The following is a 25060-nucleotide window of genomic DNA, read 5'->3' as shown; positions in this document are numbered from 1 at the left end:
AGATTCACATTAAATTAGTTGAATTGATTCCTTGGTCGGTGACTCATCATGTTTGTTTCTATAGCGTCTGTATGTTGACTGAAGCCAGCTGTCTGCTTATCTATTAAACAAAGTATTGTTCTCACAATACAAGGTGTCAAAAATTGAAATCATGAAATCGGAACCTTTTTAACCTCTTCCCCCATTTTTTCCGTCGTTCCATTCTCTGAACTATACAAATGGCACGCCACCGCATGTCCATTTTCCTGCACTGTCATTTCCGGTTTTTCCACTTTGCAGCGGTCATGTACAAAAGGGCATCTTGTATGAAAAACACAACCCTGCGGAGGGTTTGCAGGACTGGGAGGTTCTCCCTTGATCTTCTGCCGTTCTTTTTTTATATCAATATTCGTAGAGGGAACAGCTGATAAAAGTGCTTGTGTATAGGGGTGGAGCGGGTTGTCGTAAATCTCTTTCTTCGGGCCGATTTCCGCCATTTTTCCCAGATACATGACGCCAACTCTATCACTTATATGCTTTACTACACTGAGGTCATGAGCAATAAATAAATAAGTTAAATCGAACTCCTCCTGTAAGTCTTTCATTAGATTAAGCACTTGCGCCTGTACGGAAACATCCAAAGCAGAAACAGGTTCATCCCCAATGATAAATTTTGGATTCATGGATAGAGCCCTGGCAATTCCAATACGCTGCCTTTGTCCCCCGGAAAATTCATGCGGATACTTATCCATTGCTTCTTCGGAAAGTCCCACCCTTTCCAGCAGATCAATGACCCGCTGTTTTCTTTCCTGTTTTGATAATGAGCTCTGAACAGTCAGTGGTTCTTCAACTATTTTTCCTATGCTCATTCTGGGATTTAAAGATGAAAAAGGGTCTTGGAAGATCATCTGCATATCCCTGCGGAGCGCTTTTAATTTCTGCCCACTCAATCTGGAAATATCTTTCCCTTCAAAGATTACGTTGCCATCAGTTGGATCAAGGAGACGAACGATACTCCTCCCCAGTGTTGATTTCCCCGACCCGGATTCTCCAACAATGCCGAGCGTTTCTCCTTTATAAATATCAAAAGATATATCGTCCACTGCTTTAACATGATTTTTGGCTCTTTTTAGAAGTCCGCTCCTTATGGGAAAATACTTTTTTAAATTCTTTACTTGGAGTAGTTTTTCTAAGTTATTCATTTGGATTCTCCTTTGTATAAAGGTGGCAGCGAACTTTTTGATCGTTATCAACTTCAAGTAATTCAGGGTTTACTTCGTGACAGATATTCATGACATGTTTACAACGGGAAGCAAATCTGCACCCCTTGGGAAAAGCATGTGCTGCCGGGACATTTCCGGGTATGGATTCGAGTCGGTCCAGTTCCTTTTCCAAGCTTGGTATGCTGTTTAACAGTCCGTTTGTATAGGGGTGTTTTGGCTTTTTGAAAATGTCTTCTACTTTTGCCTCTTCTACAATCTGTCCACCGTACATAACAAGAACCCGATCCGCAACTTCAGCAACCACACCGAGATCGTGGGTAATTAATAGAATGGAAGAGCCAAACTCTTCTTGCATATCATTCATTAAATCGAGAATTTGCGCCTGGATTGTTACGTCCAATGCTGTAGTAGGTTCATCGGCAATCAGCAGTTTAGGGTTGCAGGACATGGCTATGGCAATCATTACCCGCTGTCTCATCCCACCGGACAATTGATGTGGATATTCATGCATGATCTTTTCTGCTCGGGCAAAACCTACGAGTTTGAGTAATTCCACACCTCTTTGAAATGCTTCCTTTTTACTTACTTTTTTATGTTTTATAAGAGGTTCCATGATTTGATATCCGATAGTAAATACAGGGTCAAGGGAAGTCATTGGTTCTTGGAAAATCATCCCTATATCGTTTCCGCGAATCCGGTTCATTTCATTTTGAGAAAGTGTAAGTAAATCTTTTCCATCCATTTTTATGGTACCATTGACAATTTTTCCTGGCGGCTGAGGAATCAGCTGCATAATGGAGAGGGATGTGATGCTTTTACCACTTCCGGATTCCCCGACAAGGGCTACTGTCTCCCCTTTATTAACAGTGAAACTGACATTATCCACTGCTTTGGAGGTTCTATCCTTATCTACAAAAAAATAAGTTTGTAAATCTTGTACAGATAGCACGATTTTTTTGTCTGTATTCTGCTTTCTGGGTTTGATTTCTTGTATATGCACCATCAATCCTCCCATCTTCATTGTTAATAAAGGCTTTACAATAATTAATAATAGAATTATATTAAAGATAAATATATATTAAGTCAATATTATTAATATTATATCTAATTATACTTTTGTGAGTATAGGACAAAAAGTAAAATTGTTTTTTGGCAGATTGCACATTATGTCTAATGTAATATTAAAGAATATTCATTATAATTTAAAAAAGTAGAAATATCAAGGCTTTTGTAACTGTTAGGTAGGAGGCTTATTATATGGTTTTTAATAATATAACCGATGTTCCAGGTGTTAAAGTCGGCAATATGGAAGATTTGGAAGCTTTAACAGGGTGTTCGGTTGTTGTGACAGAAGATGGTGCAGTTTGTGGAGTGGATGTGAGAGGTTCAGCTCCGGGCACAAGAGAGACGGATCTATTGCACCCGATTAATATGGTAGAAAAAGTCCATGCTGTTTTATTATCGGGTGGCAGTGCATTTGGCCTTGATGCTGCAAGTGGTGTGATGCAATTTTTGGAAGAAAAAGGAATCGGTCAGGATGTAGGTGTGGCAAAAGTTCCCATCGTTCCTGGTGCGGTATTGTTTGATTTGCCGGTGGGGGATGGAAAAGTACGACCTGATAAGCAGATGGGATATGCTGCAACGAAAAGAGCGGAAAGAGGTAAATTTAAATTTGGAAATCAGGGAGCTGGTTGTGGAGCTACTGTTGGAAAAATTACCGGTTTCGAGAATGTCATGAAAGGTGGGCTGGGAAGTGCTTCTATGACATTATCAAATGGAGTAACGGTTGGGGCTCTGGTGGCTGTGAATGCAGTTGGGGATATTAGAGACCCGATGACAGGTGAGATTCTGGCCGGTCCGGTAGATAAGGAGAAACAACATATTCTTGACAGTCTGTCTTATTTAGAACAATCGATGAATATTGGTGTGCCTGCGGGATCCAACACAACGATTGGAATCGTGGCCGCCAATGTGGACTTGACGAAAGCCCAGGCAACGAAAGTAGCACAAGTCACACAGAATGCGTTGGCGAGAACTATTTTTCCTGCGCATACGATGATGGATGGAGACACCGTCTTTGCTCTGGCTACAGGTGGTAAGGAATGCTCGGTGGACCTAATAGCAAATATGGCATCCAAAGTGATGGAAGACGCCATAATAAATGCAATAAAATCTGCAGAATCTGTGAACGGTATACCGTCATACACTAGCCTAAATTAAAAGGAGGGAGTATAATGAACACTAATAATATTAAGTTAATTGCTTTTGATCTTGGCTATACACTGGTATTTAACGAAAGGGAAGAAATATATAATGCATTTATCAGTGAAAAAGGGATTTACCACCCTATGAAAGATATTCAGATGGCTTTTCATTTAACAGATAAAACCTTTATGCGGGAATACCCGGGAATGTTGGGGAGACACCCAAAATTTCAATTGCCGTGGTATCTGGGAATGGTTAGCTATAACCTTGGAGAAAAGGTTGATTTGAACGAAGCTGCAAAGTTCTTTGTTGAAAATTCGAACAGGGAAACATATTGGCATCTGTTCAGTTATACCAGACAGGTTTTGGAAGACCTTCGAGAACAAGGGTATAAACTGGCGTTACTGTCCAACTGGGATCCTAGTGCACGTACTCTCCTGGAAAGACTTGGAATCTACGATTTATTTGATACTATACTTGTATCTTCTGAGGTCGGTATAGAGAAACCGAATAAGAAAATATTTGAGCTTTTGCTATCAGAAACGAAACTTAAACCTGAAGAAATAATATATGTCGGGGATAACTATTATGATGACGTAAAAGGGTCAAGAAAAGTCGGAATTGAGACATTATTATTAAATCGTTTTGATAGAAAAGGAATTGAAGAGATTGATGATGCCATTATTATTCCTACAACAGAGGAAATTTTCAAGGTCTTAGAAGCCGAAGACGATCAGGTAAGATCTTTTATGGAAATAAACAAATAAAAAGGAGGTAAATTAAATGAAAGCGAAATCAATTGGATTGAAGCTGATCTTCGGTTTTATCCTTTTTATGATGCTTATTATCTTTGCTGCCTGTAATGGGGAAACAGGTGGGACTGAAGATGATTCGACTGACGTAAATGAAGCTAATGGAGAGGTGCAGGAAGGCGGGGAAATCAGTGTACGGATTACCAGTGATCCTGATTTTTTGGATCCACATATGGCTGAAGCGTCCATAACAGAACAGATGATTTTAAATCTGTTTGAAGGTTTGCTTACGGCCAATAATGATGGAAGCCTTGAGCCCGGACTTGCTGAAGACTATGATGTATCCGATGATGGCATGACCTATACCTTTTACATCCGTGAAGGTGTTACATTTCATAATGGGGATCCACTAACCGTTGAGGACATCCAATATACATTTGAGCGTTTAACCGGTTTGGGCGGAGATGACCCATTGACTTCTGAATTTGATTATATTGAATCGATGGAAACACCGGATGAAAACACTTTTGTTTTTCATTTGGAAGAACCCAATTCTTCTTTTCTCGCTTTTTTAACTGCACTGAACTCAGCTATTATTCCGAAGTCTAATGATGGAAACCATAACGATTATCCAATCGGTACGGGACCATTTCAATTTGAAAGTTATAGTCCAGGGGCAGATATGGTGATTTTAAAAAATGAAGATTACTGGAAAGAAGGGATTCCTTACCTGGATCAGGTTACTTTTCGGTTCCAGGCTGATAATCAGTCTGCACTAATGAGTATGAGGGCTGGGGAATTGGATTTAATGGATGTGGAACCACATCGGATTCCTGAAATTGAGGATGAATTTAATGTCATGTTAGAACCAGCCAATTCTACATTGATCATTGGGTTTAACCATGATAGGGAGCCATTTGATGACCTAAAAGTACGGCAGGCTATTAATTTTGCTATAGATAAAGACGCCATGATAGATATGGCTTTTTCGGGTTATGCCGAAAAATTAGGATCAAATATGAGTCCGGCTATGGAACTTTTCCATCAGGAGGGTTTGGATGAAGTATATGATAGAGACGTTGAACAGGCAAGGCAACTGCTTGAAGAAGCTGGATATCCGGATGGGTTTAGCACAACCCTTTCCATTTCTTCCCATAATTCCATGTACACAGATATTGCTCAGGTAGCAGTGGAGAATCTTCGGGAAATTGGCATTGATGTAGAAATTGAAGTAATCGAATGGGGAGTTTGGCTGGAAAGAATTTATCAAGGAAGAGATTATGAAATGACAGCAATTGACTTCACTGGAAAACTTGATCCACATAATATTTTAAGACGATATATATCTGATTACGGAAGCAACTTCTTAAACTATAAAAATGAAAAGTATGACCAACTTTTATCTGATGTACTGTTGGAAGATGAAGAAGAAGTCAGGGCGGAAATGTATAAACAAGCACAGGAGATATTAACAGAGGAAGCAGCTGGAGTTTATGTGCTGGATTATCAGTTTGTTTGGATTCTAAACCCGGAATTGGACGGATATCAGCATTATCCCTTTTTCTTCCATGATTTATCTGAAGTGAGATTTACTGAATAGAGAGGAATTTTCCACATGGCTTATATTATTCGCCGATTTATATTACTATTTTTAACAATAGCATTGGTCTCCGTCATTACATTTGCTGTATTTCAGATTATACCTGGGGACCCCGTCCGGATTATTTTAGGACCAGAAGCGGATGAGGTTCAGGTTGCCAATTTGGAAGTGCAGTTGGGGCTTGATAAGCCGTTGCATGAACAGTATGCAAGTTGGATTGCTGGGGCAGTACAAGGGGATTTCGGACAATCTATCAGATATAATCGTTCAGTATCTACCCTGATTTTGGATCGGCTTCCAATAACCTTATCTCTGGCTTTAATGGCTATTATTATTGTGTTAACCGTTGCCATTCCTTTAGGGATTTTTATGGCGAAAAGGCAGAATCAAATTAGTGATGTGGTATTTTCCTCTGTAACTCAATTGGGAATGGCAGTGCCATCATTTTGGCTTGGAATGTTGCTTATCCTGTATCTGGGTATGAATTTTAACTTTTTAACTTTGAGTGGTTACGTGCCCTGGACGGAAAGTATTTCAGGTGCGGTTGGAGCATTATTGCTTCCTGCATTAACCATTGCAATTCCTCAGGTTGCTGTAAAATTTCGTTATGTTAGAAATGCTATATTGGAGCAATTGAGATTGGATTATGTAAGAACCATTAGAAGTAAAGGAATTACTGAACGGTTTGTTATGTATAAACATGTTCTAAAAAACTCCATGGTACCCATTCTGACCGTTTTCGGCCTAATATTTGCCGAGGTTGTTGCTGGAACCATAATCGTCGAACAGGTATTTGGGCTTCCGGGAATTGGAAGTTTGCTGGTTGATGCAATTAGCTACCGTGATTTTCCGCTTGTCCAGGGAATTGTCATGTACATCACAGTGGTGGTAGTTCTTATTAATTTTTTGGTAGATATTTTCTATTCCATTATAGACCCAAGAATCCGTTTAGGTTAAGGAGATTTCTATGAAACTAATGAAAAAACATGGGAAGAATGTAAATTTACTTATAGGCGGAATTCTATTGGCATTGTTTGCTGTAGTCTTGGTCATCAGCTTTTTTTACACACCACATGATGTAAATACAATGAATGCACCGGATAAACTACAGGGACCAAGTGCAGAATACTGGTTCGGAACAGACGAGTTTGGAAGAGATATATTTAGTAGGATTATGAAAGGGACGCAGACAGCTTTTTTTGTCGGGACTATAGCTGTTACCATAGGGCTGGTTTTTGGTACACTGATCGGCGGGATTGCAGGGTATATCGGTGGTTGGCTTGATGAAATCATTATGCGAATCATGGATTCTCTGATGGCATTTCCGGGAATTATCCTCGCATTAATGTTAGTTGCAGTATTTGGGCCTGGAATGGTCAATACATCGATTGCGCTTGGATTAATGGCTATACCTGGCATTGCTAGAATAGCGAGGAGTGGTTTCATACAAAATAAAGAATTAGAGTATGTGCTATCAGCAAAATTGGTTGGGATTGGTCCTTTTAAAATTATGTTTAAACATATATTGCCTAATATATCTTCTCCGCTTATTGTGGCTGCCTCAATTGCTTTTGCAGCTGCTATGTTGGCAGAAGCCGGTTTAAGCTATTTAGGGCTTGGGGTTCAACCGCCTGATCCGAGCTGGGGTAGAATGTTAAGAGATTCCCAATCTTATATGGTGGGCTCACCATGGTATACATATGCACCGGGTATAGCAATCACGTTAATTGTATTGGGCTTTTATATGTTAAGCAATGCAATCCGGGATATCAATGATCCGAGACAAAAGTGATCATAGGAGAAGAGGACAATGAATTTACAAAATATTAGTATAGCTGCAGGTGTCATTATTGAACAAAATTCTTCTATCTTGCTTGTAAAAGAAAAAGGACATTGGGGGCTACCTAAAGGTGAGGTAGAGTTTGGTGAATTTCTTAAGGATACAGCAAAAAGAGAAGCCTTCGAGGAGACTGGATTGAAAGTGGACGTTCGGGAATTGGCCTTTGTGACCGAATTTAAACAAAAGTCTCTCGGCCATTTTATTCAGTTTTTCTATAATGCAGAAGTTGTGGGGGGCAGGTTGGAAATTAATGATCCGGATTTGGAAATAGAAAAAGTTTCCTATATATCTAAAGAAGAACTATTTCATTATTTTACATTCAGACCCCGGGCTGTTCCTTTAAAGTATTGGTTAGAGAATAAGTCATTAGCTTATTTTCAATTTGATTTGGATAAAGAAAATTTTTTCCTATAAGTAAAAGCAATAACTTTTAACTATTATATCTATTAAAAGTGTTAATGCTAACGAAAGCATTGGTAAGTATGGATCCACTCAGATTAACAGCACCAATAGTTTCTGATCGGAATTAGTAGACTTATTTTTTTGTATATACATATGAGAAGTCTCCTATAGAGGAAGGAAAAGAGTGAGGGAAATACCAGTGTTAAAGTCTGAAAATTGCGAAGGAGTGTCGCTTGTGAATCTAGCAATGAATTGGAAGGAATGGGCTGAACTTGATGCATTGGGTATTGCAGCGTTAGTCCGAAAAGGGGAAATTACCCCGCAGGAAGTGGCAGCCCAGGTGGCCAAAGGAGTGGAAGCATTAAACCCTGAGCTTAGCGCCGTCATTGAGCTGTTTGATGATGTTGTCGACAATCCGATGAAGGACGGCATGAATCCCGACGGCGTTTTTGCCGGCGTGCCCTTTTTCATGAAGGATCTGGGGCCAACGATGAAAGGGCGTCTCCAGGAAATGGGTTCTAAATTTATGGAGGGGAATCGTTCTGCGGATGATAGTTTCCTGACGAAACAAATCCGGCAGGCCGGCCTGAACATTATCGGGCGGACAACGACACCGGAATTCGGGCTGTGCAGTTCTGCAGAGAATCCGGAAGTCTACATAACAAGAAACCCTTGGAATCCGGACTATACGACCTGTGGTTCATCAGCAGGGACTGCGGCTTCCGTGGCAGCAGGAATCATTCCCATTTCCCATGCAACAGATGGGGGCGGGTCGATTCGGATTCCGGCGGGGGTAAACGGAAACATTGGCTTAAAGCCGTCCCGGGGTGTTTTTTCACCTGCCCCCAACAGTTCGGACTTGATGAATGTCGTATCGGCGCAAGGTTGCCACACCCGTACGATACGCGACACTGCTGCTTTTGTTGATCATTGCAGGGGTAGAGCACCGGGGGAATTTATGCCTTATTGGACCCCGACTGAACCATACTCCGAGCTGATTAAACGAGACCCGAAAAAACTTCGGATCGCTGTTTCCCATGAGTGGGGGGATTATCAAGCGGAGCCACACATTGTGTCGGAGTTGAAGAAAACGGCTGAATACATGGAGAGACTTGGACATGACGTGGAGTGGGCTGTCCCGAAAATTGATCTTCATGCCAGTTATAAAGCCCAGACGGATGCCTATATTATGAAGTTTTCCCAGACCATATCAGATTTGCTTGAGCGGGAAAAATTGGAGCAGCCGCCGGGAGATCTCATAGAACCAATGTGCATCAGGGTTTGGGAGGAAGGACGCTTTGCCACCTATACAGACCGTGTGAAAATGGAAACGATGTTTAATGAAATTTCCCGTGAAATGGGAGCGTTTTTCGAGGAATGGGACGTAATTCTGACACCGACCATGGCCAAGCCGACCCCACTGATTGGAACGCAGGAATATTTGACGATCAGTGATAACCCTTCTGTTCATGATTGGTTTGAAAACTTGTGGAGTATTTTTTCCTATACACCGATTGCCAATATTTGTGGTATGCCAGGGATTTCCCTGCCGATGGCTGAACTGGAAAATGGTTTGCCGCTTGGAATGCAAATGATGGCGAGTCAGGGAGATGACGGGCTGCTTCTGCAGCTGGGTGCCCAGATCGAACGTGAATTGAATGGAAAATGGAATCAGGGGAAGAAACCTGCGAATCATGTCACGAATATAAAAATGGCAGAAATAAATAGATGATCAATTACAGATTAACTGATTGTAAGGATCATAGAAATATTTTGTATAGCATGTACAGGCAGAAAAGGATGATTTTTAGATGAAAACATATAACATAGCCGTTTTACCGGGGGATGGAATAGGTCCTGATGTGATGAAGGAAGCGTTAAAAGTATTAAAGACGCTGGTCTTGGTCGATCCCGGGTTTTCTTATAAAACGACGGAATTTAACTGGAATACGGATCATTATGTAGAACACGGATCCATGATGCCAGAAAATGGTCTGGAACAATTAAAAGCATTTGACGGTATTTTATTCGGGGCGGTCGGGGATGCAAGGGTTTCCGAGCATATTCCCATCTGGGAGCTGATCATGCCGATCCGAAAACAGTTTCAGCAGTACATCAATTTCAGGCCGATCAAATTGCTGAAAGGATTGAAAACCCCATTAAAAAAAGGGGAAGATATCGATTTTGTGATTATCCGGGAAAATGCGGAAGGGGAGTATTCTGCTGCCGGTGGGAAGATGTATCAGGGGGAATCCCGGGAGCTTGCGATACAAAATACTATTATGACGAGAGAAGGTATCTCCAGGGTTGCAAAATTTGCCTTTCAGTATGCCAGGGAGCATCGGCTGGGTAAAGTGACCAACGCAACAAAATCAAATGCCATCATCCATACCATGACATTATGGGATGAAGTGGTGGAAGAAACGGCGGATACCTTTAATGATATTGCTTATGAAAAATTTTATGTGGATGCAATTGCTGCCTTGTTTGTAGAACGGCCGGAAGATTTTGAGCTGGTCCTTGCTTCCAATCTGTTTGGAGATATACTGTCGGATCTGGGATCGGGTGTTGCCGGGGGCTTGGGAGTTGCCCCTTCAGCAAATATCAATCCATCCGGTGAATTCCCGTCCATGTTTGAACCGGTACACGGGTCTGCGCCTGATATTGCGGGAAAGGGAATTGCCAATCCGATCGCACAAGTTTGGTCCCTCGCTTTGATGCTGCAACAGTTTGGCAGGGCGGATCTGCATGATCTGGTGCTGGCTTCCGTGGAAGATGTACTCTTGGAAAAGAAAACACTTACCCCGGATATCGGCGGTGAAGCAACTACCGCACAGGTTGGTGATGCTGTAATAGAAAAAATAATGGAAAGGAGCAGCAGCAATGGGCCTCAAAGATAAAACGTTTCTTGTAACCGGAGCAAATGGCGGCATGGGAAGAGCAACTGTCGAACTTTTGCTGAAGGAGGATGCCAATGTGGCAGGCTGTGATCTCCGTACAGATGGATTAACGGAATATGAAGGGAACCGTCATTTTGTTGCTTTTCAGGGTGACTTAACGGATGAAAAGATGGTAAAAGAAATGTTTCAAAAGACAGCGGAACGATTTGGAGGAGTCGATGGACTGGCTAATATCGCAGGCATTGCGCAAAGTGCTGCTCCCATTGATGACGTAAGCCTGGAAGACTGGCACCGGATTATGGACATTAACATGACAATGATGTTTCTGACCTGCCGGGAAGCTTCCGTTTATATGAAGGAAAAGAAACGGGGAAGCATGGTAAATATCGGTTCCGTATCCGTGACGAGACCAAGGCCCGGGCTACAGGCATATGTGGCATCGAAGGGAGCGGTGGAAGCTTTTTCGAAAGCGTTGGCATTGGAACTCGCGCCTTATCAGATTAATGTAAATGTACTTCATCCCGGTCCTTCAGATACGGAAATGCTCGGACAATTTTCCGCAGAAGGGGCAAGTGTGGATAATACGAAAAAAGAAGTATTCGAAAGCAGTGTGCCGCTTGGCAGACTGCTGAAACCGGAGGATATTGCCCATTCCATTAAATTTTTGCTTTCGGATGAAGCAGCCATGATGACAGGAAGTATTTTGCATGTGGATGGCGGCAGGAATATCTGATTTTGTTAAAGAGGTGAGGAGGTTTTATTTTGAAGGAATTTAAAATGTACATAAATGGAAAATGGACAGACAGTGCCAATGGGCAAAGTATTGAGGTGAAAAATCCTTCCAATGGCGAGGTGATTGCGAGCATCCCAAGAGGTACAAAGGAAGATGTGGATCAGGCTGTAAAGGCAGCCGGAAAAGCTTTTCGCAGTGAGGCGTGGAGAAAAGTAAAGCCGCATGAACGCGGGGACTTACTATTTGATATTGCAGATAAAATGAAAGCCGAGCGGGAGAATTTAGCAAAAATGGAATCGATGGATGTCGGAAAACCTTTATCCCAGGCGTATGCGGATGTGGATGCGGCCATTCGGTATTTCCGGTTTTACGGTGGAGCCGCAGATAAAGTGATGGGAGATACGATCCCGATTGAAGATGGACTGCTTGATTATGTCGTCCGGGAGCCGGTCGGGGTTACCGCGCATATTGTACCGTGGAACTACCCGCTGCAAATTATTTCCCGGAGTGTGGCGGCAGCAATTGCCATGGGGAATACCGTGGTTGTAAAAAGTGCGGAAGACACCCCAATGACTGCGATGCGTCTAACCGCGTTTTTTGAGGAGCTGGATTTACCGACCGGGGTGTTTAACCATGTTACAGGTTACGGGTATGAAGCAGGTGCAGCATTATCCTCTCACCCGCTGATCAACCATGTAACCTTTACCGGGTCAGTAGGTACAGGTATTGCGGTTGGACAGGCTGCGATGGCAAATGTTGTTCCCTCCACATTGGAGCTTGGCGGAAAATCACCTAATATTGTCTTTGCTGATTGTGATGTGGAAAAAACCGTCGAGGGCGTCGTCCGGTCCATTATACAAAATGCGGGTCAAACATGCTCGGCAGGGGCCAGACTACTGGTAGAAGCATCATTTAAAGAGGAATTTTTGGCAAAAGTAGTGGAAAAGTTTGAAGGATTAACTGTCGGCGCAGGGCTGGATGATAAAGATCTCGGGCCGATTTTAAATGAAAAGCAATTTCATCATGTGATGGGTTTGATTGAACTGGCGAAAAAAGAAGCTTCCGTGGTGACAGGCGGCAATGCAGTTGCTGTGGAAGGGAATGAAGGCGGTTTTTATGTTGAGCCTACGATCATTGACGGTGTGACTGCAGACAGCAGGCTGGCGCAGGAGGAAGTTTTTGGGCCGGTGCTGACTGTGTTTACATTTCAGGATGTGGAAGAAGCGATGGAATTGGCCAACAGCACGGACTATGGTCTCGTTACCGGCATCTGGACACAGGATATCAGCCGGGCGCATTACCTGGCAAGCAGAATTGATTCCGGACAGGTATTTATTAATAACTATGGTGCCGGCGGTGGCGTACAAATGCCATTTGGCGGCTATAAAAAGAGCGGATTCGGCAGGGAAAAAGGCTGGATCGCACTCTACAATTACACCCAAGTGAAGAACGTCGCAGTAAAATATGATTAAGGAAAGAGTCTTACGTCAGAAAATTTGAATTGAGGGGTCAGACCCCCACCGCTTTAAAGTGGTAAAGTGAGAGGGGCCAGACTTCCACTGCGTTTCTGGTTGTGGTAGTAAATACTCTTTTTCAACGAGATCGAACTTTGCCGCGGAGTAACAAACTTGTACGGTGGGACGTGCGCTTAGCGCAGTCCCGTTCACTCAAACAAGTTCCCGTACCTGGTCCCGCAACGTGCGCTTCAAAAATTTTCCGACACTTGTTTTCGGAATTTCCTCCATAAAGATGACCTCATCTGGTACCCACCATTTCACGAATTTCGCTTCCAGATACTTGAGGATCTCCTCTTTGGAAAGATTCACGCCTTCATGCAGGACGACACAGGCGACAGGTCTTTCCTGCCATTTGGGGTCCGGCACAGAAACAACGGCTGCTTCGAAAATACCTTCATGACCCATAAGGGCATTTTCCAATTCCACGGAAGAAATCCATTCCCCGCCGCTTTTAATTAAATCCTTCGTGCGGTCAACGATTTCCACATTTCCTTCCTCATCGATGGTGACTACATCTCCGGTATGCAGCCACCCATCCCGGAAGGTTTCCGCGCTTTTTTCCTCATCATGGTAATATTCATCAGCAATCCAGGGGCCACGGATGAGCAGTTCTCCCATATCTTCTCCGTCATGCTTTATTTCCCCGTTGTCATTGATGGCTTTGATATCAAGCCCCGGCACAACCAGCCCCTGTTTTTTCCGAATGGCTAGTCGGTCGGCTTCGGGCAGATCATTTTGGTAGCTTTTTAGTCTGGCAAGGGTGACGAGCGGCGTTGTTTCCGTCATACCATATGCATGAATAAATGGAATGCCGTGCTTTGATTCATACGCGCGTATCAGTCCTTCCGGCGCAGCAGAACCACCGCAAAGAATCGCTCGCAGGCTGGAGAGATCGTACGTATTTGTTTCAATTTCTTTTAACACTCCCAGCCAAATCGTTGGCACCCCCGCAGACGTTGTGACCTTATATGTTTCCATCAGCTCAGCAAGGATTTGCGGCGTCGCGTAGGGTCCCGGCAAAACTTGGGTTGTTCCAAGCCATGTTGCGCTGAACGGCACACCCCATGCATTTGCATGAAACATCGGCACGACAGGCATGGATACATCTGATTCGGATAAGGCAGCCGTATCCGCCATTCCCAAACTCATGCTGTGGAGGGCAATTCCTCTGTGAGAATAGACTACCCCTTTAGGTTTTCCCGTAGTTGCAGAAGTGTAGCACATGCCTGCCGGATCATTTTCATCAATGCGGGCAGTGTATGCATATGTTTTGTCCCCTTCTGCAACGAGATGTTCATAAGCATAGAGCGGGTCCAGGGATGATTCAGGAACGGAATAATTTTCCCCCATGACGATGAAAGCTTGTACAGTTGGAATCTGGTTAGCAATTTTTTCCACTAAAGGCAAAAGGTCTGGATCAACAAGCAATACTTTGTCTTCCGCATGATTAATGATATGGATGAGGTGCTCGGCAGGCAGGCGGATATTTATCGTGTGCAGCACCGCACCCATGGATGGAATGGCAAAATACGCTTCCAGATGGCGGTGGTGATTCCAGGCAAGCGTCCCGACACGATCTCCCTGCTGCACGCCGAGTTCTTCGAGCGCGCTGGATAAAGCCCGTGTTCTTTCTCCGATTTCTTTATACGTCAGCTCTTGGATGCCGGCATGCGTTCTGGAAATCACCTTCTTTTTGGGAAAATATTTTTCTGCTCGTTCAATCATGGATGTAATGGTTAATGGGGTGTTCATCATAATGATCATCTCCTTTTTTATAGTAATATGTTAACTGCTAAATGCACCAGACCTGTTGGGGGAACGATCCTGCATTGCAAAAGAGAAAAGGGTTTTTGTGTTAATCTGTGGTGTGGTAAAAGTTAAGTATTCTACTATATGAATATGTTTCCTCATATAGTACTTGCCCGAATGAGGCTTGCAGGTGAAGATCAAGATAAGATAATAGATTTTCTTCTTATTTGTGGCACGAAACCAAAGTCAGCAGCGACAGGGAAAAGCAACCTCTCAATAAAAGAAAACGCTGACATTACTCTTGTATTTTATTTTATAAGGGTCCGGTGAAACTGTCAATCAATATACAAAAGTCAGTATATTTCGAATTGCGGGGTCAGACCCCCGCCACGTTAAAGTGTTAAAGTATTTATTTAATAGTTTGTTCTGTTTTATAATTTTGGTCATACTGGTGCGGGGGAAAATATGAAAATAGCCATATTGCCATATCGTGATATTGAAAATCACACTTATAAAGGTGGGAGAAACTGCTTATTCCAGTGTCGGCGTGCACTTGACTGGCTTCGGGAATTGAATTATCTTTTAGATGCACAGAAAGAAGCTGCACTAAAAAGCATTACATAAATAAGGAAAGGAAAGGTGGATTAGATGGCAAGAAAGCAAAGGGTTTGGTACCCGGGAGCAATGTATCATATAACTAATCGGGGAAACAGAAAGGCAGCATTATTTTACGATGATTTGGATTATCTTACTTATCTCGAAATTTTGGAAGAAAGCCGCGAATATTTTCCTTTTTACCTTCACAGTTATTGCCTCATGACCAACCACATACATCTTCAGGTGGAAACCATCCAGCATCACCCACAGCACATGATGAAAATGATTAATTCCCGTTATGCTGTACATCATAATAAGAAATACGATCTTGAAGGACATGTTTTTCAGGGGAGGTATGGCTCGGAAATAATAGAAAATACAAAGTATGAATTGAAGGTTAGTCAATATATTCATTTGAATCCGGTGGAAGCAAATATAGTCACCATCCCTGAAGCGTACCCCTGGAGCAGTTATGCGGCCTATATTACGGGAGAGGAAAATCCCCATGTACAAAAAGACAGGATATTGGGGTATTTTGCGAACACCTCCGACTATAGGAAGTTTGTAGAAGAAGCACAGGAATATGGAGAAATTAACCTGCAATCTCCGTTAAAAAACGGAGAAATACAAGCGAAACAATTTAGATAATTTAGAATTGAGGGGTCTGACCCCATTAAGATGATCCCATTTGTATTCGCTTACAACAAAGTGTAAGTATTTTTGCATCAGAATTAACCAAAAAGAATAAAATTTTTACAAAATACTGATTGACTGTAAGATATAGGTGAGTTATAATATCATAAATTATTCAATTGCTTTAAAGTACTAAAGTGCTGAAAGTAATCTGTTTACCACAGAGAAAGAGGAGAGCTTAGAAATGGGAAAAAATAAATTTCGTTTTATTGTAGGATTACTTAGCGTATCCGCGTTGTTGCTGTTTCTTGCGGCATGCGGGGAAGAAGATTCTGCTGAAAATTACCCGAACCGTGAGATTGAGACAATCATTCCGTGGGATCCGGGCGGCGGCAGTGACCTGGAAGGCCGGGTTGTTACCGATTATGTCTCGGACGTGATTGGAGAAGAAATGGTCGTTGTGAACGTACCGGGTGTTGGCGGTACGGTTGGCGCGGAAGAATTATTGGAAAAAGAAGCGAATGGATACCATATTGGACAAATACATGATGGACATCTCGTAGCCCATCATTCCGGAATTACAGATGTGAATTACGATGATTTTGAACCGATTGCTTCCATGACAACCTCCTATCAGATTATCGCCGTTTCCTCGGAAACTGGTATTGAATCATTGGAAGAGTTCGTTGAATATGGACAGGAAAATGAGATTGACTTTGGCGGCACAGTAAGTGGTATACCACGGGTATGGTTGGAGCAGGTCGGGCAGGAGCTGGACATTCAGTACAACCTGGTCGGCTATGAAGGATTGGGAGAAGCAATCCAGGCTTTGGCAGGCGGTCACGTGGAAGCTGTTATTGTTGATTATCCATCGGCTATTGAATTTGTCGAAGCTGGCCACATGAATTTTATTGCAGTAGGAACGGAAGAACGTTTGGATCATTTGCCGGATGTGCCGACATTTATTGAAGCCGGTTATGATGTCACGTTTGGACTTAACCGCGGTTACGTGGCGCCGGGCGGTACCGATCCTGAAATCATTGAATTGTTAAGTGAAAAATTTGAGGAAGCGGCACAGGATGAGTCATTTATTGAAGAGGTAACTTCCCTCGGTGTAGGGGTCAACTTTATGAACCAGGAAGAATACTCTGATTATCTGGACGAACAAAATACAATTATCGAAGAAACGATTAATGAACTAGAACTAGAAGAATAAGGATTACAGGATAGGGGCGATCTCATGTATCGTCCCTGTCCTTCATTATCGCAAAATGAAGGAGGTCGCCATGGGTGAAATAGTAATTGGGATTTTTTTAATCCTGCTGAGTGCGCTCATATATTTTAATTCGGGAGATTTTGCTCAGCTGAACGCAGCTGAAACCCACCTCGATCCGGGATCTTACCCGAAATTGATTGCTGCATTACTATTTTTATTATCACTGATCCTGATCGTGAAGCAGATGGTTACATTAATTAAGGCAAAAGAGTTTGGCTTTAAAAATAGCTTCAAGGATTTTTTGCAAAGGCAATGGCATGAATACAGATTGGTCTTCTACATGCTTGCCGTCCTTGGGTTGTATATTTTCACCATAAATTTACTCGGGTTTATCGTATCCACCATTCTTTTCATCATCGCAGCAGGTTTACTGATTGGCCCGATCAAGAAAAAGAATGTCATTACCATTGCCATTATCTCATTTGCCATGACATTCGCTGTTTATTTCTTTTTTGAAAATGTATTGTATGTCAGATTCCCAAATGGGATTTTCTTCTAGTTATCTATAAAAGGGTTGGTGAAAATGTCAGATTTATTTTTACTCGGAATTAGCGAAATTTTTCAGATAGATATTCTAATCGTAATATTGCTCGGTGTAATTGCCGGTATTTTAGCAGGGCTGATCCCCGGTTTTACAGTGACCATGGCCATCGTGCTTACACTCCCGCTGACATTTGGCATGGAACCGATTATGGGGGTGGCAGCCATGATTGGTGTGCTGGTAGGCGGCATGTCCGGTGGATTGATTACAGCAGCTTTGCTGGGAATTCCCGGCACACCTTCTGCGGTAGCTACCACATTTGATGCCTATCCCATGTCACGGAAGGGCCAGCCCGGAAAAGCCTTATCCTTGGGGATCTGGTCATCTTTTTTAAGCTCGGTTGTCAGTCTCATTATACTTATTACGATCGCCCCGCAAGTAGCCAATTTTGCACTGCAATTTGGTCCGTGGGAAATGTTTTCCTTAATTGTGGCTGCCTTAACGATTATTGCAAGTGTCACCGGGGAGTCGGTATTAAAAGGGCTCATTGCGGGGTTGTTCGGTCTTTTGATCGCGACAGTCGGTGCGGATCCGATCGCCGGCATTACCCGGTTCACTTTTGATGTGGGCGTCCTGCGTGCCGGCATTCCGTTTCTCGTGGTACTTATTGGGATGTTTGCCATTTCCCGGTTAATGAACTCCGTGGAACAGACGGAGCTGTACAAGGATTTTCAGCAAAAACAGGAAGATAAAATTAAAGGCATTAATTTTGTACTGAAGCCAAAAGCTACGTTTATGTCCATTATAAAAAAACCGCTTAACCTGATCCGATCCTCTGCGATAGGGGCCATTATCGGGGCGATTCCGGGTGCCGGCGGGAGTATTGCCAATATTATTGCCTATGATCAGGCGAAAAAATGGTCGAAGGAATCCGAAAAATTTGGGAAAGGGCATGATGAAGGAGTGGTGGCTTCGGAAGCCGGAAATAATTCCACGGTCGGCGGCGATTTGATCCCGACGATCGCCCTTGGTATTCCCGGTTCGGCGGTAACAGCTGTGTTATTATCAGCCCTGATGGTTCACGGCATCAATCCGGGACCATTGCTGATTACCAATGAACCAAACATTGTCGGCGGCATGTTCCTGGCGTTTTTGGTGGCATCCTTTTTTATGCTCATCACGCAGTTTTTGGGCGTCCGGTTGTTCGTCCGGGTTACTGAAGTACCGACGCAAATTCTCTTCCCGATCATTATGGTGCTTTGTGTGACGGGTACTTTTGTGTTAAATAACCGCATTACAGATATTTATCTGTTGTTTGTCATTGGAATCATCGGTTACCTGTTTACAAAATACAAATTCGCTTTGGCACCGATCATTATCGGGGTGATCCTTGGACCGATTGCCGAGGTTAATTTACGACGGGCATTTATGGCAGACCCTGATTGGACACTGTTCTTTTCCCGCCCGATCTCGTTATTGTTCCTGATTCTTGCTGTGCTTTCGATTGCGTTTACGATCTGGCAGAGCAGGAGGATGAAGAAGCGGAGTGCAGCTTCATAGATGATTACACCTATTGATGTCTGCTGGTTGTAATGCAAATAATGATATGTTGAGAGAGTCCTGGTCATAATGCCGGGCTCTTTTTCTATAAGTGTGGCTATCTTTGTTTAGTATTCCTCTTGACTCTCTGCGCCACTTCCATTATCTTTTATCTATCACAGACTATTGGAAGGATAAAGATAATTATGCCAACAGAAAAAGAGATTATTGTCAGTGAAAAAGATATTGATGGGCTGAACCATGTAAATAATAGTGTTTACCTGAATTACCTGGAGCATGGGAGAGAAGCCTGGTACATAGAGAACGCAGGATATTCCTATGATGATTTCCATCATGCCAATCTGGGTACGGCAGTGTTGAGAATCGATATTATGTATAAAAAAGAAGCCCTTCTGCATGACAGGCTGCGTGTTATTACCACACCAAAAAAGCTGGGAAATACAAGTTTTGTGTTTGAACAGAAAATCCTGAATGAAAAAGATGAAGAGGTGTGCGAGGCCACCGTGACCAAAGTAATGATTGACTTTACGACTAGGAAGAGCAGACCTGTGATTGAGGAAATTGCCCGTAATTTTTAAGGTGAACTCCTTGAGGTAAGGAGCATTTCTCGCCGTGTTCCATACATGCGCCCAAAGTTTCTGTACCGGGTGCTGATCATAGGCTAATAATATAGTAATTGCATGGACCATGATAAATTTACAGATGATCAGGGAGAACAAAGCGGATTATCGAGGGAAAATTGCCAATATTGATACCGGGGATTAATTTATGATGAGGGCAGTACACCCGTGTTGCCCTCATTCAATTTTATGAAAAATAATCGAAATTCACAGGCAAACAAAAATATATTGTCAAATAGTAAAGCTAGCAGTATAATTAAAACCTAATACATAAAGCAAATCATTCTACAGGGAGAGAGGACAATATGAAGATTCTTGTAACAGAATTAATGTGGGAAGATGGAATAGCAGAATTGAGAAGAAAAGGATATACCGTAGATTATGATATGGAGCTGAGCCGCAAGCGGGATGAATTGCTCTCATTGCTGCCTGAGTATGACGCATTGATCGTAAGGAATGAAACCAAGGTGGACACCGAGTTTTTGGATGCTGCCAAAAAAACACAAGTCATCGGCCGGCTCGGGGTTGGTCTTGATAATATTGATCTGCAGGGAGCCAGGGAACGGAATATTCCGGTCATCTCGGCGAGAAATGCAAACGCTACCTCTGTTGCGGAGTATGTCATGGCCGCGATGCTTGATGCTTCCCGTCCATTGGCGGTCGCTGATGCGGATGTTCGAAAAGGCAATTGGAACCGTAAATTTTTTACCGGCTATGAGCTGAACAACCGAACGCTCGGACTTATCGGCATGGGTGAGATCGCACATCGGGTCGCTAAACGGGCCAAGGCATTTGGAATGAATGTCGTCGGTTATGATCCATTCGTCGCTCCATATGATCACGTCGTGCAGGAAACTGGAATAAAACAAGTCGATATGGAAGAATTATTGAAGGAATCCGACTTTGTTTCTGTCCATGTGCCGTTGACAAAAGCAACAAGACATCTGATTAACCGGGAAAATATGGAGCTGATGAAACCGCATGCATATATTATTAATTCGGCCAGGGGCGGAATTGTGCATGAGCAGGATCTCGTGGAAGCTGTAGAAGCAAAACAAATAGCAGGTGCCTACCTTGATGTGCTGGAAAAAGAACCGGTCCAAAAAGATTCGCCGCTCGCAAAAGTGGAAGCCATCCGGCTCTCCCCGCATATTGCCGGTTTAACCATTGAAGCACAATCACGCACGGCTATGCTGATCGCAGAAGAAGTGGACAGAGTGCTGAATGGCGGGCAGTCACTTTGCAGGGTGAATTAATAAAAATGATGAAAAAGCAGCCTTCATCCAATTGGGAAGGCTGCTTTTTAATTTGTTTAGCGTAAATTTAACTTCTTACTCTGCACATACGGTGAAACATCCATTCGTGTAGGTACCTTGTATTTATTTTCCATCTGCTCTGTCCAAGTTGAAATCTTTTTATTGGAAGAGCGGGTCTGATAATAATTTTTCAGGTATTCGTCAAAATCGGTTATCAGTTTATCCTGTTTCTCTTTATCCTGATCATAGGTGTTTTCATGATAGATTGCCTCGAGCGGCAGACGCGGCTTGATTTCCGGCTGATGCTCCGGATGCCCCACTGCCAGCCCGAATAATGGAATAACATACTCCGGAAGCTCCAGCAATTCATCCACTTTTTTAATATCATTTCTCAGACTGCCGAGATAGCATATGCCCAGCCCCATCGATTCTGCAGCAATGGAAGCATTTTGAGCAGCAAGTGTTGCATCAATTGTAGCAACAATAAACTGTTCCGTACTTTCCACGTTCTGTTTTACACCTTCTTCATTCGTATGAGATGTAACCGCATAATTCCGCTGCAGATCAGCGCAGAAAATAAATAAATGTCCATTATTTTTTACATGCGGATGTCCTGACACAGCATGCAGGTCAGACTTCAGATTTTCATCGGTAACACCAATAATCGTATAAGCCATGACATGACTGGAAGTCGATGCCTGCAGGGCGGATTTAAGGATCATCTCTATTTGCTCCGATGTTAATTTTTCGTCTGAAAACTTACGAACGGAACGGTGATTGAGCATGGTTTCGATTGTTTGATTCATAATAATCTCCTTTGCCATTTAAACTATAATGATTATTCAGTCATAGTATACTTGAAAAAATATATTTTGACATGGAATTGATTTGGAAGGTGCGAAGAGAAATTATTTTTTGCGTTGTCTGCCTGAAGTCAGATCTTTTTCAGGGCATCTGATTTGCAGACACAGATTCCTTGGAGCCCTTTCGCTATAAAATGAGTTTTAAAAATTCTGGTAGAGCCTGTCTCAGTGCCCTTTTACCAAGAAACAAGCGTTGAAAAGTCCGATAGAGCCTGTCTCAGTGCCCGTTCAGTCTGAAATAAGTCTGGAAAAGTCCAATAGAACGTGTCTCAGTGCCCTTTCAGTCCGAAATAAGTATGGAAAAGTCCGATAGACCCCGTCTCAGTGCCCGTTCAGTCCGAAATAAGTCTGGAAAAGTCCAATAGACCCCGTCTCAGTGCCCGTTCAGTCTGAAATAAGTCTGGAAAAGTCCAATAGAACGTGTCTCAGTGCCCGTTCAGTCCGAAATAAGTCTGGAAAAGTCCGATAGACCCCGTCTCAGTGCCCGTTCAGCCTGAAACAAGCGATGAAAAGTCCAATAGACCCCGTCTCAGTGCCCGTTCAGTCTGAAATAAGTCTGGAAAAGTCCAATAGAATTTGCCTCAGTGCCCGTTCAGCCTGAAACAAGCGTTGAAAAATCCAATAGAACGTGTCTCAGTGCCCGTTCAGTCCGAAATAAGTCTGGAAAAGTCCAATAGAACCTGCCTCAGTGCCCGTTCAGTCTGAAATAAGTCTGGAAAAGTCCGATAGAGCCTGTCTCAGTGCCCGTTCAGTCCGAAATAAGTCTGGAAAAGTCCGATAGAACGTGTCTCAGTGCCCGTTCAGTCCGAAATAAGTCTGGAAAAGTCCAATAGAACCTGCCTCAGTGCCCGTTCAGCCCGAAATAAGTCTGGAAAAGTCCAATAGAACCCGTCTCAGTTCCTTTTTACCAAGAAACAAGCGTTGAAAAGTCCGATAGACACTGTCTCAGTGCCCTTTCACCAAGAAACAAGCGTTGAAAAGTCCAATAGAACCTGCCTCAATGCCCTTTCACCAAGAAACAAAGCCGGACAAGTCCGATAGAATTCGCCTCAAAGCCCTTTCACCATAAAACCAACTTCCAAAAGTCTATGATATCCCTTCTCAAAGCGATTTCACCAAGAATCAATGCAAAAAAGCCCAAAAGCCCTCCCTGTGCACCCTCCCCGTGCTACCAGCCCCAAATAAATTATTCAGCAAACCTCATTTTTTCAACTTATCCTAATGCCTGTCTCCTTGATGACCATAATCAATGATATGAATCATAGTCTAAAAATATTTTATTAAAATAATAGTTTCCCTCTGATCCAGTGTGAGATAAACTGCGGTGCGAGGTAGGGCACAACAAAGAAATTTATCAATGTAAATATAATTTTAATAGTTTTCGACAAATTATTGACTTTTCATAAACCAGTGCTTATAATATGACCTAACAGAAAATAGAATAATTATTCCGCAAAATGGAATGATTTGCACCTTCCGAAAATGTATTAAAGTTTTAGAGTTTGTAAGATTACGAGGAAGGATCCGTATGTACAGAGGATGAAGGAGGGAATTCAGTGAGTAAAGTGATTGATAAATCCGAACTGTCGAAATATATAAACGACGGGGATACTTTACTTGTTGGCGGGTTTGGTCTTTCGGGCACACCACTTACCCTGATCGATGAACTGGCCACGTTGAATAAAAAGGACTTAACGGTAGTGAGCAACAATCTCGGTGAGAAGGATAAAGGGCTTGGTATTCTGCTTCATACAGGCTGCCTGAAAAAAGCGATGGGTTCTTACTTTACTTCCAATCGGGATGCAGTGAATGAATGGTCAAAGGGCAATCTGGAAATTGAGCTGATTCCACAGGGGACACTGGCAGAGCGGATCCGTTGTGGCGGGGCCGGGATTGCTGGTTTCTACACGAAGACCGCTGCCGGAACTAAGCTTGCAGAAGGAAAAGAAGAAAAGGTGTTTGACGGTGAGACGTATGTTTTGGAAAGGGCGATCAAAGGGGATGTTTCTTTAATTAAAGCTATGAAAGCGGATACCCGAGGAAATCTCATCTACGACCATACCGGAAGAAACTTTAACCCGGCCATGGCAACTGCAGGAAAAACCGTCATTGCAGAAGTCGATGAAATCGTGGAGGTAGGCGAACTGGCACCGCATGAAATTACGACACCGCATGTGTATGTTGATTATCTTGTCATGAATGAATATGAAAAGATTGGGGGTAAATACGTTGTCCCAACAGAATCGAATTAAAATTGCCAAACGAATTGCACAGGAATTACCGGATGGAGCTTCCATCAATCTTGGTGTAGGGATTCCAACACTTATACCGGACTATCTCGGTGATAAAAAAGTGGATCTGCACTCGGAAAACGGTCTGCTTGGCATGGGGCCGACGCCGGATGAAGAAAATATTAATATGGAATTGATCAGTGCAAGCAAGAAACCTATTACCATGGATGAAGGCGCTTCCCTGTTTGACAGCGCGGATTCATTTGTCATGATCCGTGGCGGTCACATTGATGTTGCTGTAATGGGAGCGCTTCAGATAAGCCAATATGGGGAGATTGCCAATTGGGCTATTCCCGGAAAGGATATTTTGGGCGTAGGCGGTGCGATGGATTTGGTAGCAGGAGCGAAAAAGATTATTATTGCTTCCAGTCATCAGGCCAAAGACGGCACACCAAAGCTCGTGGAAGAATTATCGTTTCCTACAAGCGGAAATGGAAGAGCAGACATGCTGGTCACTGAACATGCCGTATTTAAATTCAGTGAAAATGGAGCAGAACTTGTGGAACAACTGTCAGATTTGAGTTTGGAAGATTTGAAGGAAATTACAGGAGCACCATTTACGTATAAAAACAAAGTAGTTTAA

General features: G+C 43.0%; 22 protein-coding genes. 18 read left to right on the top strand and 4 right to left on the bottom strand.

Features of this window, described 5'->3' with window-relative positions; translation table 11 throughout:
• Nucleotides 1-149: 149 nt before the first annotated feature.
• Complete coding sequence (locus tag ACZ42C_RS10010; RefSeq protein ID WP_461181990.1) at nt 150-1181, bottom strand: ABC transporter ATP-binding protein; 1032 nt, start codon at nt 1179-1181, stop codon at nt 150-152.
• Nucleotides 1174-2205: an ABC transporter ATP-binding protein gene (locus tag ACZ42C_RS10005; protein WP_464891356.1), complete on the bottom strand. Its 1032-nt coding sequence runs from the start codon at nt 2203-2205 to the stop codon at nt 1174-1176. Before ACZ42C_RS10005 ends, ACZ42C_RS10010 begins: the two co-directional genes overlap by 8 nt.
• 254 nt (nt 2206-2459) lie before the next feature.
• Here ACZ42C_RS10005 and ACZ42C_RS10000 point away from each other — a divergent pair, with 254 nt between their 5' ends.
• The 10 genes from ACZ42C_RS10000 to ACZ42C_RS09955 all read left to right on the top strand — a co-directional run bounded on the left by ACZ42C_RS10000 (nt 2460) and on the right by ACZ42C_RS09955 (nt 13106).
• Entirely contained in the window at nt 2460-3422 is a 963-nt protein-coding gene (locus tag ACZ42C_RS10000; protein WP_461181992.1) for a P1 family peptidase, read from the top strand.
• Nucleotides 3423-3436: 14 nt separating this feature from the next.
• On the top strand, nt 3437-4174 hold the full coding sequence (locus ACZ42C_RS09995; RefSeq protein WP_461181993.1) for an HAD family hydrolase: 738 nt from the start codon (nt 3437-3439) through the stop codon (nt 4172-4174).
• Between the two features lie 16 nt (nt 4175-4190).
• On the top strand, nt 4191-5759 hold the full coding sequence (locus ACZ42C_RS09990) for an ABC transporter substrate-binding protein (protein ID WP_461181994.1): 1569 nt from the start codon (nt 4191-4193) through the stop codon (nt 5757-5759).
• 15 nt (nt 5760-5774) lie between these two features.
• A complete protein-coding gene (locus ACZ42C_RS09985) occupies nt 5775-6716 on the top strand; it encodes an ABC transporter permease (RefSeq protein ID WP_461181995.1) in 942 nt (313 codons plus the stop codon).
• Between the two features lie 10 nt (nt 6717-6726).
• Nucleotides 6727-7551 carry an ABC transporter permease gene (locus ACZ42C_RS09980; RefSeq protein WP_461181996.1) on the top strand — a complete coding sequence of 275 codons (825 nt, stop codon included), beginning with the start codon at nt 6727-6729 and terminating at the stop codon, nt 7549-7551.
• A gap of 18 nt (nt 7552-7569) precedes the next feature.
• Nucleotides 7570-8013 carry an NUDIX domain-containing protein gene (locus tag ACZ42C_RS09975; RefSeq protein WP_461181997.1) on the top strand — a complete coding sequence of 148 codons (444 nt, stop codon included), beginning with the start codon at nt 7570-7572 and terminating at the stop codon, nt 8011-8013.
• Nucleotides 8014-8236: 223 nt separating this feature from the next.
• The gene (locus tag ACZ42C_RS09970) at nt 8237-9733 is read left to right on the top strand and encodes an amidase (protein ID WP_461181998.1); all 1497 of its coding nucleotides are present in this window, start codon (nt 8237-8239) and stop codon (nt 9731-9733) included.
• Nucleotides 9734-9812: 79 nt separating this feature from the next.
• The gene (locus ACZ42C_RS09965; RefSeq protein WP_461181999.1) at nt 9813-10901 is read left to right on the top strand and encodes a tartrate dehydrogenase; all 1089 of its coding nucleotides are present in this window, start codon (nt 9813-9815) and stop codon (nt 10899-10901) included.
• The gene (locus ACZ42C_RS09960; RefSeq protein ID WP_461182000.1) at nt 10885-11634 is read left to right on the top strand and encodes an SDR family NAD(P)-dependent oxidoreductase; all 750 of its coding nucleotides are present in this window, start codon (nt 10885-10887) and stop codon (nt 11632-11634) included. The genes ACZ42C_RS09965 and ACZ42C_RS09960 overlap by 17 nt, the downstream gene beginning before the upstream one ends.
• 29 nt (nt 11635-11663) lie before the next feature.
• Nucleotides 11664-13106 (top strand): aldehyde dehydrogenase family protein, encoded by a 1443-nt coding sequence (locus ACZ42C_RS09955; protein ID WP_461182001.1) that lies wholly within the window; start codon nt 11664-11666, stop codon nt 13104-13106.
• Between the two features lie 195 nt (nt 13107-13301).
• Here ACZ42C_RS09955 and ACZ42C_RS09950 read toward each other — a convergent pair whose 3' ends face one another.
• Complete coding sequence (locus ACZ42C_RS09950; RefSeq protein WP_461182002.1) at nt 13302-14906, bottom strand: long-chain fatty acid--CoA ligase; 1605 nt, start codon at nt 14904-14906, stop codon at nt 13302-13304.
• A gap of 642 nt (nt 14907-15548) precedes the next feature.
• On the opposite strand from ACZ42C_RS09950, the gene ACZ42C_RS09945 reads away from it, so the two are divergent.
• From ACZ42C_RS09945 to ACZ42C_RS09920, 6 genes are all read left to right on the top strand, one after another.
• A complete protein-coding gene (locus tag ACZ42C_RS09945) occupies nt 15549-16145 on the top strand; it encodes a transposase (protein ID WP_461182003.1) in 597 nt (198 codons plus the stop codon).
• A 229-nt stretch (nt 16146-16374) separates the two neighbouring features.
• The gene (locus ACZ42C_RS09940; protein WP_461182004.1) at nt 16375-17346 is read left to right on the top strand and encodes a Bug family tripartite tricarboxylate transporter substrate binding protein; all 972 of its coding nucleotides are present in this window, start codon (nt 16375-16377) and stop codon (nt 17344-17346) included.
• A gap of 70 nt (nt 17347-17416) precedes the next feature.
• Nucleotides 17417-17905, top strand: coding sequence for a tripartite tricarboxylate transporter TctB family protein (locus tag ACZ42C_RS09935; RefSeq protein ID WP_461182005.1), 489 nt, complete (start codon nt 17417-17419; stop codon nt 17903-17905).
• Between the two features lie 24 nt (nt 17906-17929).
• Entirely contained in the window at nt 17930-19447 is a 1518-nt protein-coding gene (locus ACZ42C_RS09930) for a tripartite tricarboxylate transporter permease (RefSeq protein WP_461182006.1), read from the top strand.
• A 185-nt stretch (nt 19448-19632) separates the two neighbouring features.
• Nucleotides 19633-20025 (top strand): acyl-CoA thioesterase, encoded by a 393-nt coding sequence (locus ACZ42C_RS09925; protein ID WP_461182007.1) that lies wholly within the window; start codon nt 19633-19635, stop codon nt 20023-20025.
• Nucleotides 20026-20372: 347 nt separating this feature from the next.
• Nucleotides 20373-21323 (top strand): hydroxyacid dehydrogenase, encoded by a 951-nt coding sequence (locus ACZ42C_RS09920; RefSeq protein WP_461182008.1) that lies wholly within the window; start codon nt 20373-20375, stop codon nt 21321-21323.
• A 56-nt stretch (nt 21324-21379) separates the two neighbouring features.
• Here ACZ42C_RS09920 and nfsA read toward each other — a convergent pair whose 3' ends face one another.
• On the bottom strand, nt 21380-22129 hold the full coding sequence (gene nfsA / locus ACZ42C_RS09915; RefSeq protein ID WP_461182009.1) for an oxygen-insensitive NADPH nitroreductase: 750 nt from the start codon (nt 22127-22129) through the stop codon (nt 21380-21382).
• A 1613-nt stretch (nt 22130-23742) separates the two neighbouring features.
• On the opposite strand from nfsA, the gene ACZ42C_RS09910 reads away from it, so the two are divergent.
• Together ACZ42C_RS09910 and ACZ42C_RS09905 are read left to right on the top strand one after the other, a co-directional pair.
• Nucleotides 23743-24438 (top strand): CoA transferase subunit A, encoded by a 696-nt coding sequence (locus ACZ42C_RS09910; protein WP_461182010.1) that lies wholly within the window; start codon nt 23743-23745, stop codon nt 24436-24438.
• A complete protein-coding gene (locus tag ACZ42C_RS09905; protein ID WP_461182011.1) occupies nt 24416-25060 on the top strand; it encodes a 3-oxoacid CoA-transferase subunit B in 645 nt (214 codons plus the stop codon). Before ACZ42C_RS09910 ends, ACZ42C_RS09905 begins: the two co-directional genes overlap by 23 nt.

It is taken from the genome of Virgibacillus kimchii (assembly GCF_055379185.1).
The sequence above is the reverse complement of the archived record's forward strand: the minus strand, read 5'-3'. Positions and strand labels throughout refer to the sequence as shown.

Bases quoted from the DNA above. Each gene is read 5' to 3' on its own strand.
- ACZ42C_RS10010 (WP_461181990.1), bottom strand. From the start codon at position 1,181: ATGAATAACTTAGAAAAACTACTCCAAGTAAAGAATTTAAAAAAGTAT.
- ACZ42C_RS10005 (WP_464891356.1), bottom strand. From the start codon at position 2,205: ATGGTGCATATACAAGAAATCAAACCCAGAAAGCAGAATACAGACAAA.
- ACZ42C_RS10000 (WP_461181992.1), top strand. From the start codon at position 2,460: ATGGTTTTTAATAATATAACCGATGTTCCAGGTGTTAAAGTCGGCAAT.
- ACZ42C_RS09995 (WP_461181993.1), top strand. From the start codon at position 3,437: ATGAACACTAATAATATTAAGTTAATTGCTTTTGATCTTGGCTATACA.
- ACZ42C_RS09990 (WP_461181994.1), top strand. From the start codon at position 4,191: ATGAAAGCGAAATCAATTGGATTGAAGCTGATCTTCGGTTTTATCCTT.
- ACZ42C_RS09985 (WP_461181995.1), top strand. From the start codon at position 5,775: ATGGCTTATATTATTCGCCGATTTATATTACTATTTTTAACAATAGCA.
- ACZ42C_RS09980 (WP_461181996.1), top strand. From the start codon at position 6,727: ATGAAACTAATGAAAAAACATGGGAAGAATGTAAATTTACTTATAGGC.
- ACZ42C_RS09975 (WP_461181997.1), top strand. From the start codon at position 7,570: ATGAATTTACAAAATATTAGTATAGCTGCAGGTGTCATTATTGAACAA.
- ACZ42C_RS09965 (WP_461181999.1), top strand. From the start codon at position 9,813: ATGAAAACATATAACATAGCCGTTTTACCGGGGGATGGAATAGGTCCT.
- ACZ42C_RS09960 (WP_461182000.1), top strand. From the start codon at position 10,885: ATGGGCCTCAAAGATAAAACGTTTCTTGTAACCGGAGCAAATGGCGGC.
- ACZ42C_RS09950 (WP_461182002.1), bottom strand. From the start codon at position 14,906: ATGATGAACACCCCATTAACCATTACATCCATGATTGAACGAGCAGAA.
- ACZ42C_RS09945 (WP_461182003.1), top strand. From the start codon at position 15,549: ATGGCAAGAAAGCAAAGGGTTTGGTACCCGGGAGCAATGTATCATATA.
- ACZ42C_RS09940 (WP_461182004.1), top strand. From the start codon at position 16,375: ATGGGAAAAAATAAATTTCGTTTTATTGTAGGATTACTTAGCGTATCC.
- ACZ42C_RS09935 (WP_461182005.1), top strand. From the start codon at position 17,417: ATGGGTGAAATAGTAATTGGGATTTTTTTAATCCTGCTGAGTGCGCTC.
- ACZ42C_RS09930 (WP_461182006.1), top strand. From the start codon at position 17,930: ATGTCAGATTTATTTTTACTCGGAATTAGCGAAATTTTTCAGATAGAT.
- ACZ42C_RS09925 (WP_461182007.1), top strand. From the start codon at position 19,633: ATGCCAACAGAAAAAGAGATTATTGTCAGTGAAAAAGATATTGATGGG.
- ACZ42C_RS09920 (WP_461182008.1), top strand. From the start codon at position 20,373: ATGAAGATTCTTGTAACAGAATTAATGTGGGAAGATGGAATAGCAGAA.
- nfsA (WP_461182009.1), bottom strand. From the start codon at position 22,129: ATGAATCAAACAATCGAAACCATGCTCAATCACCGTTCCGTTCGTAAG.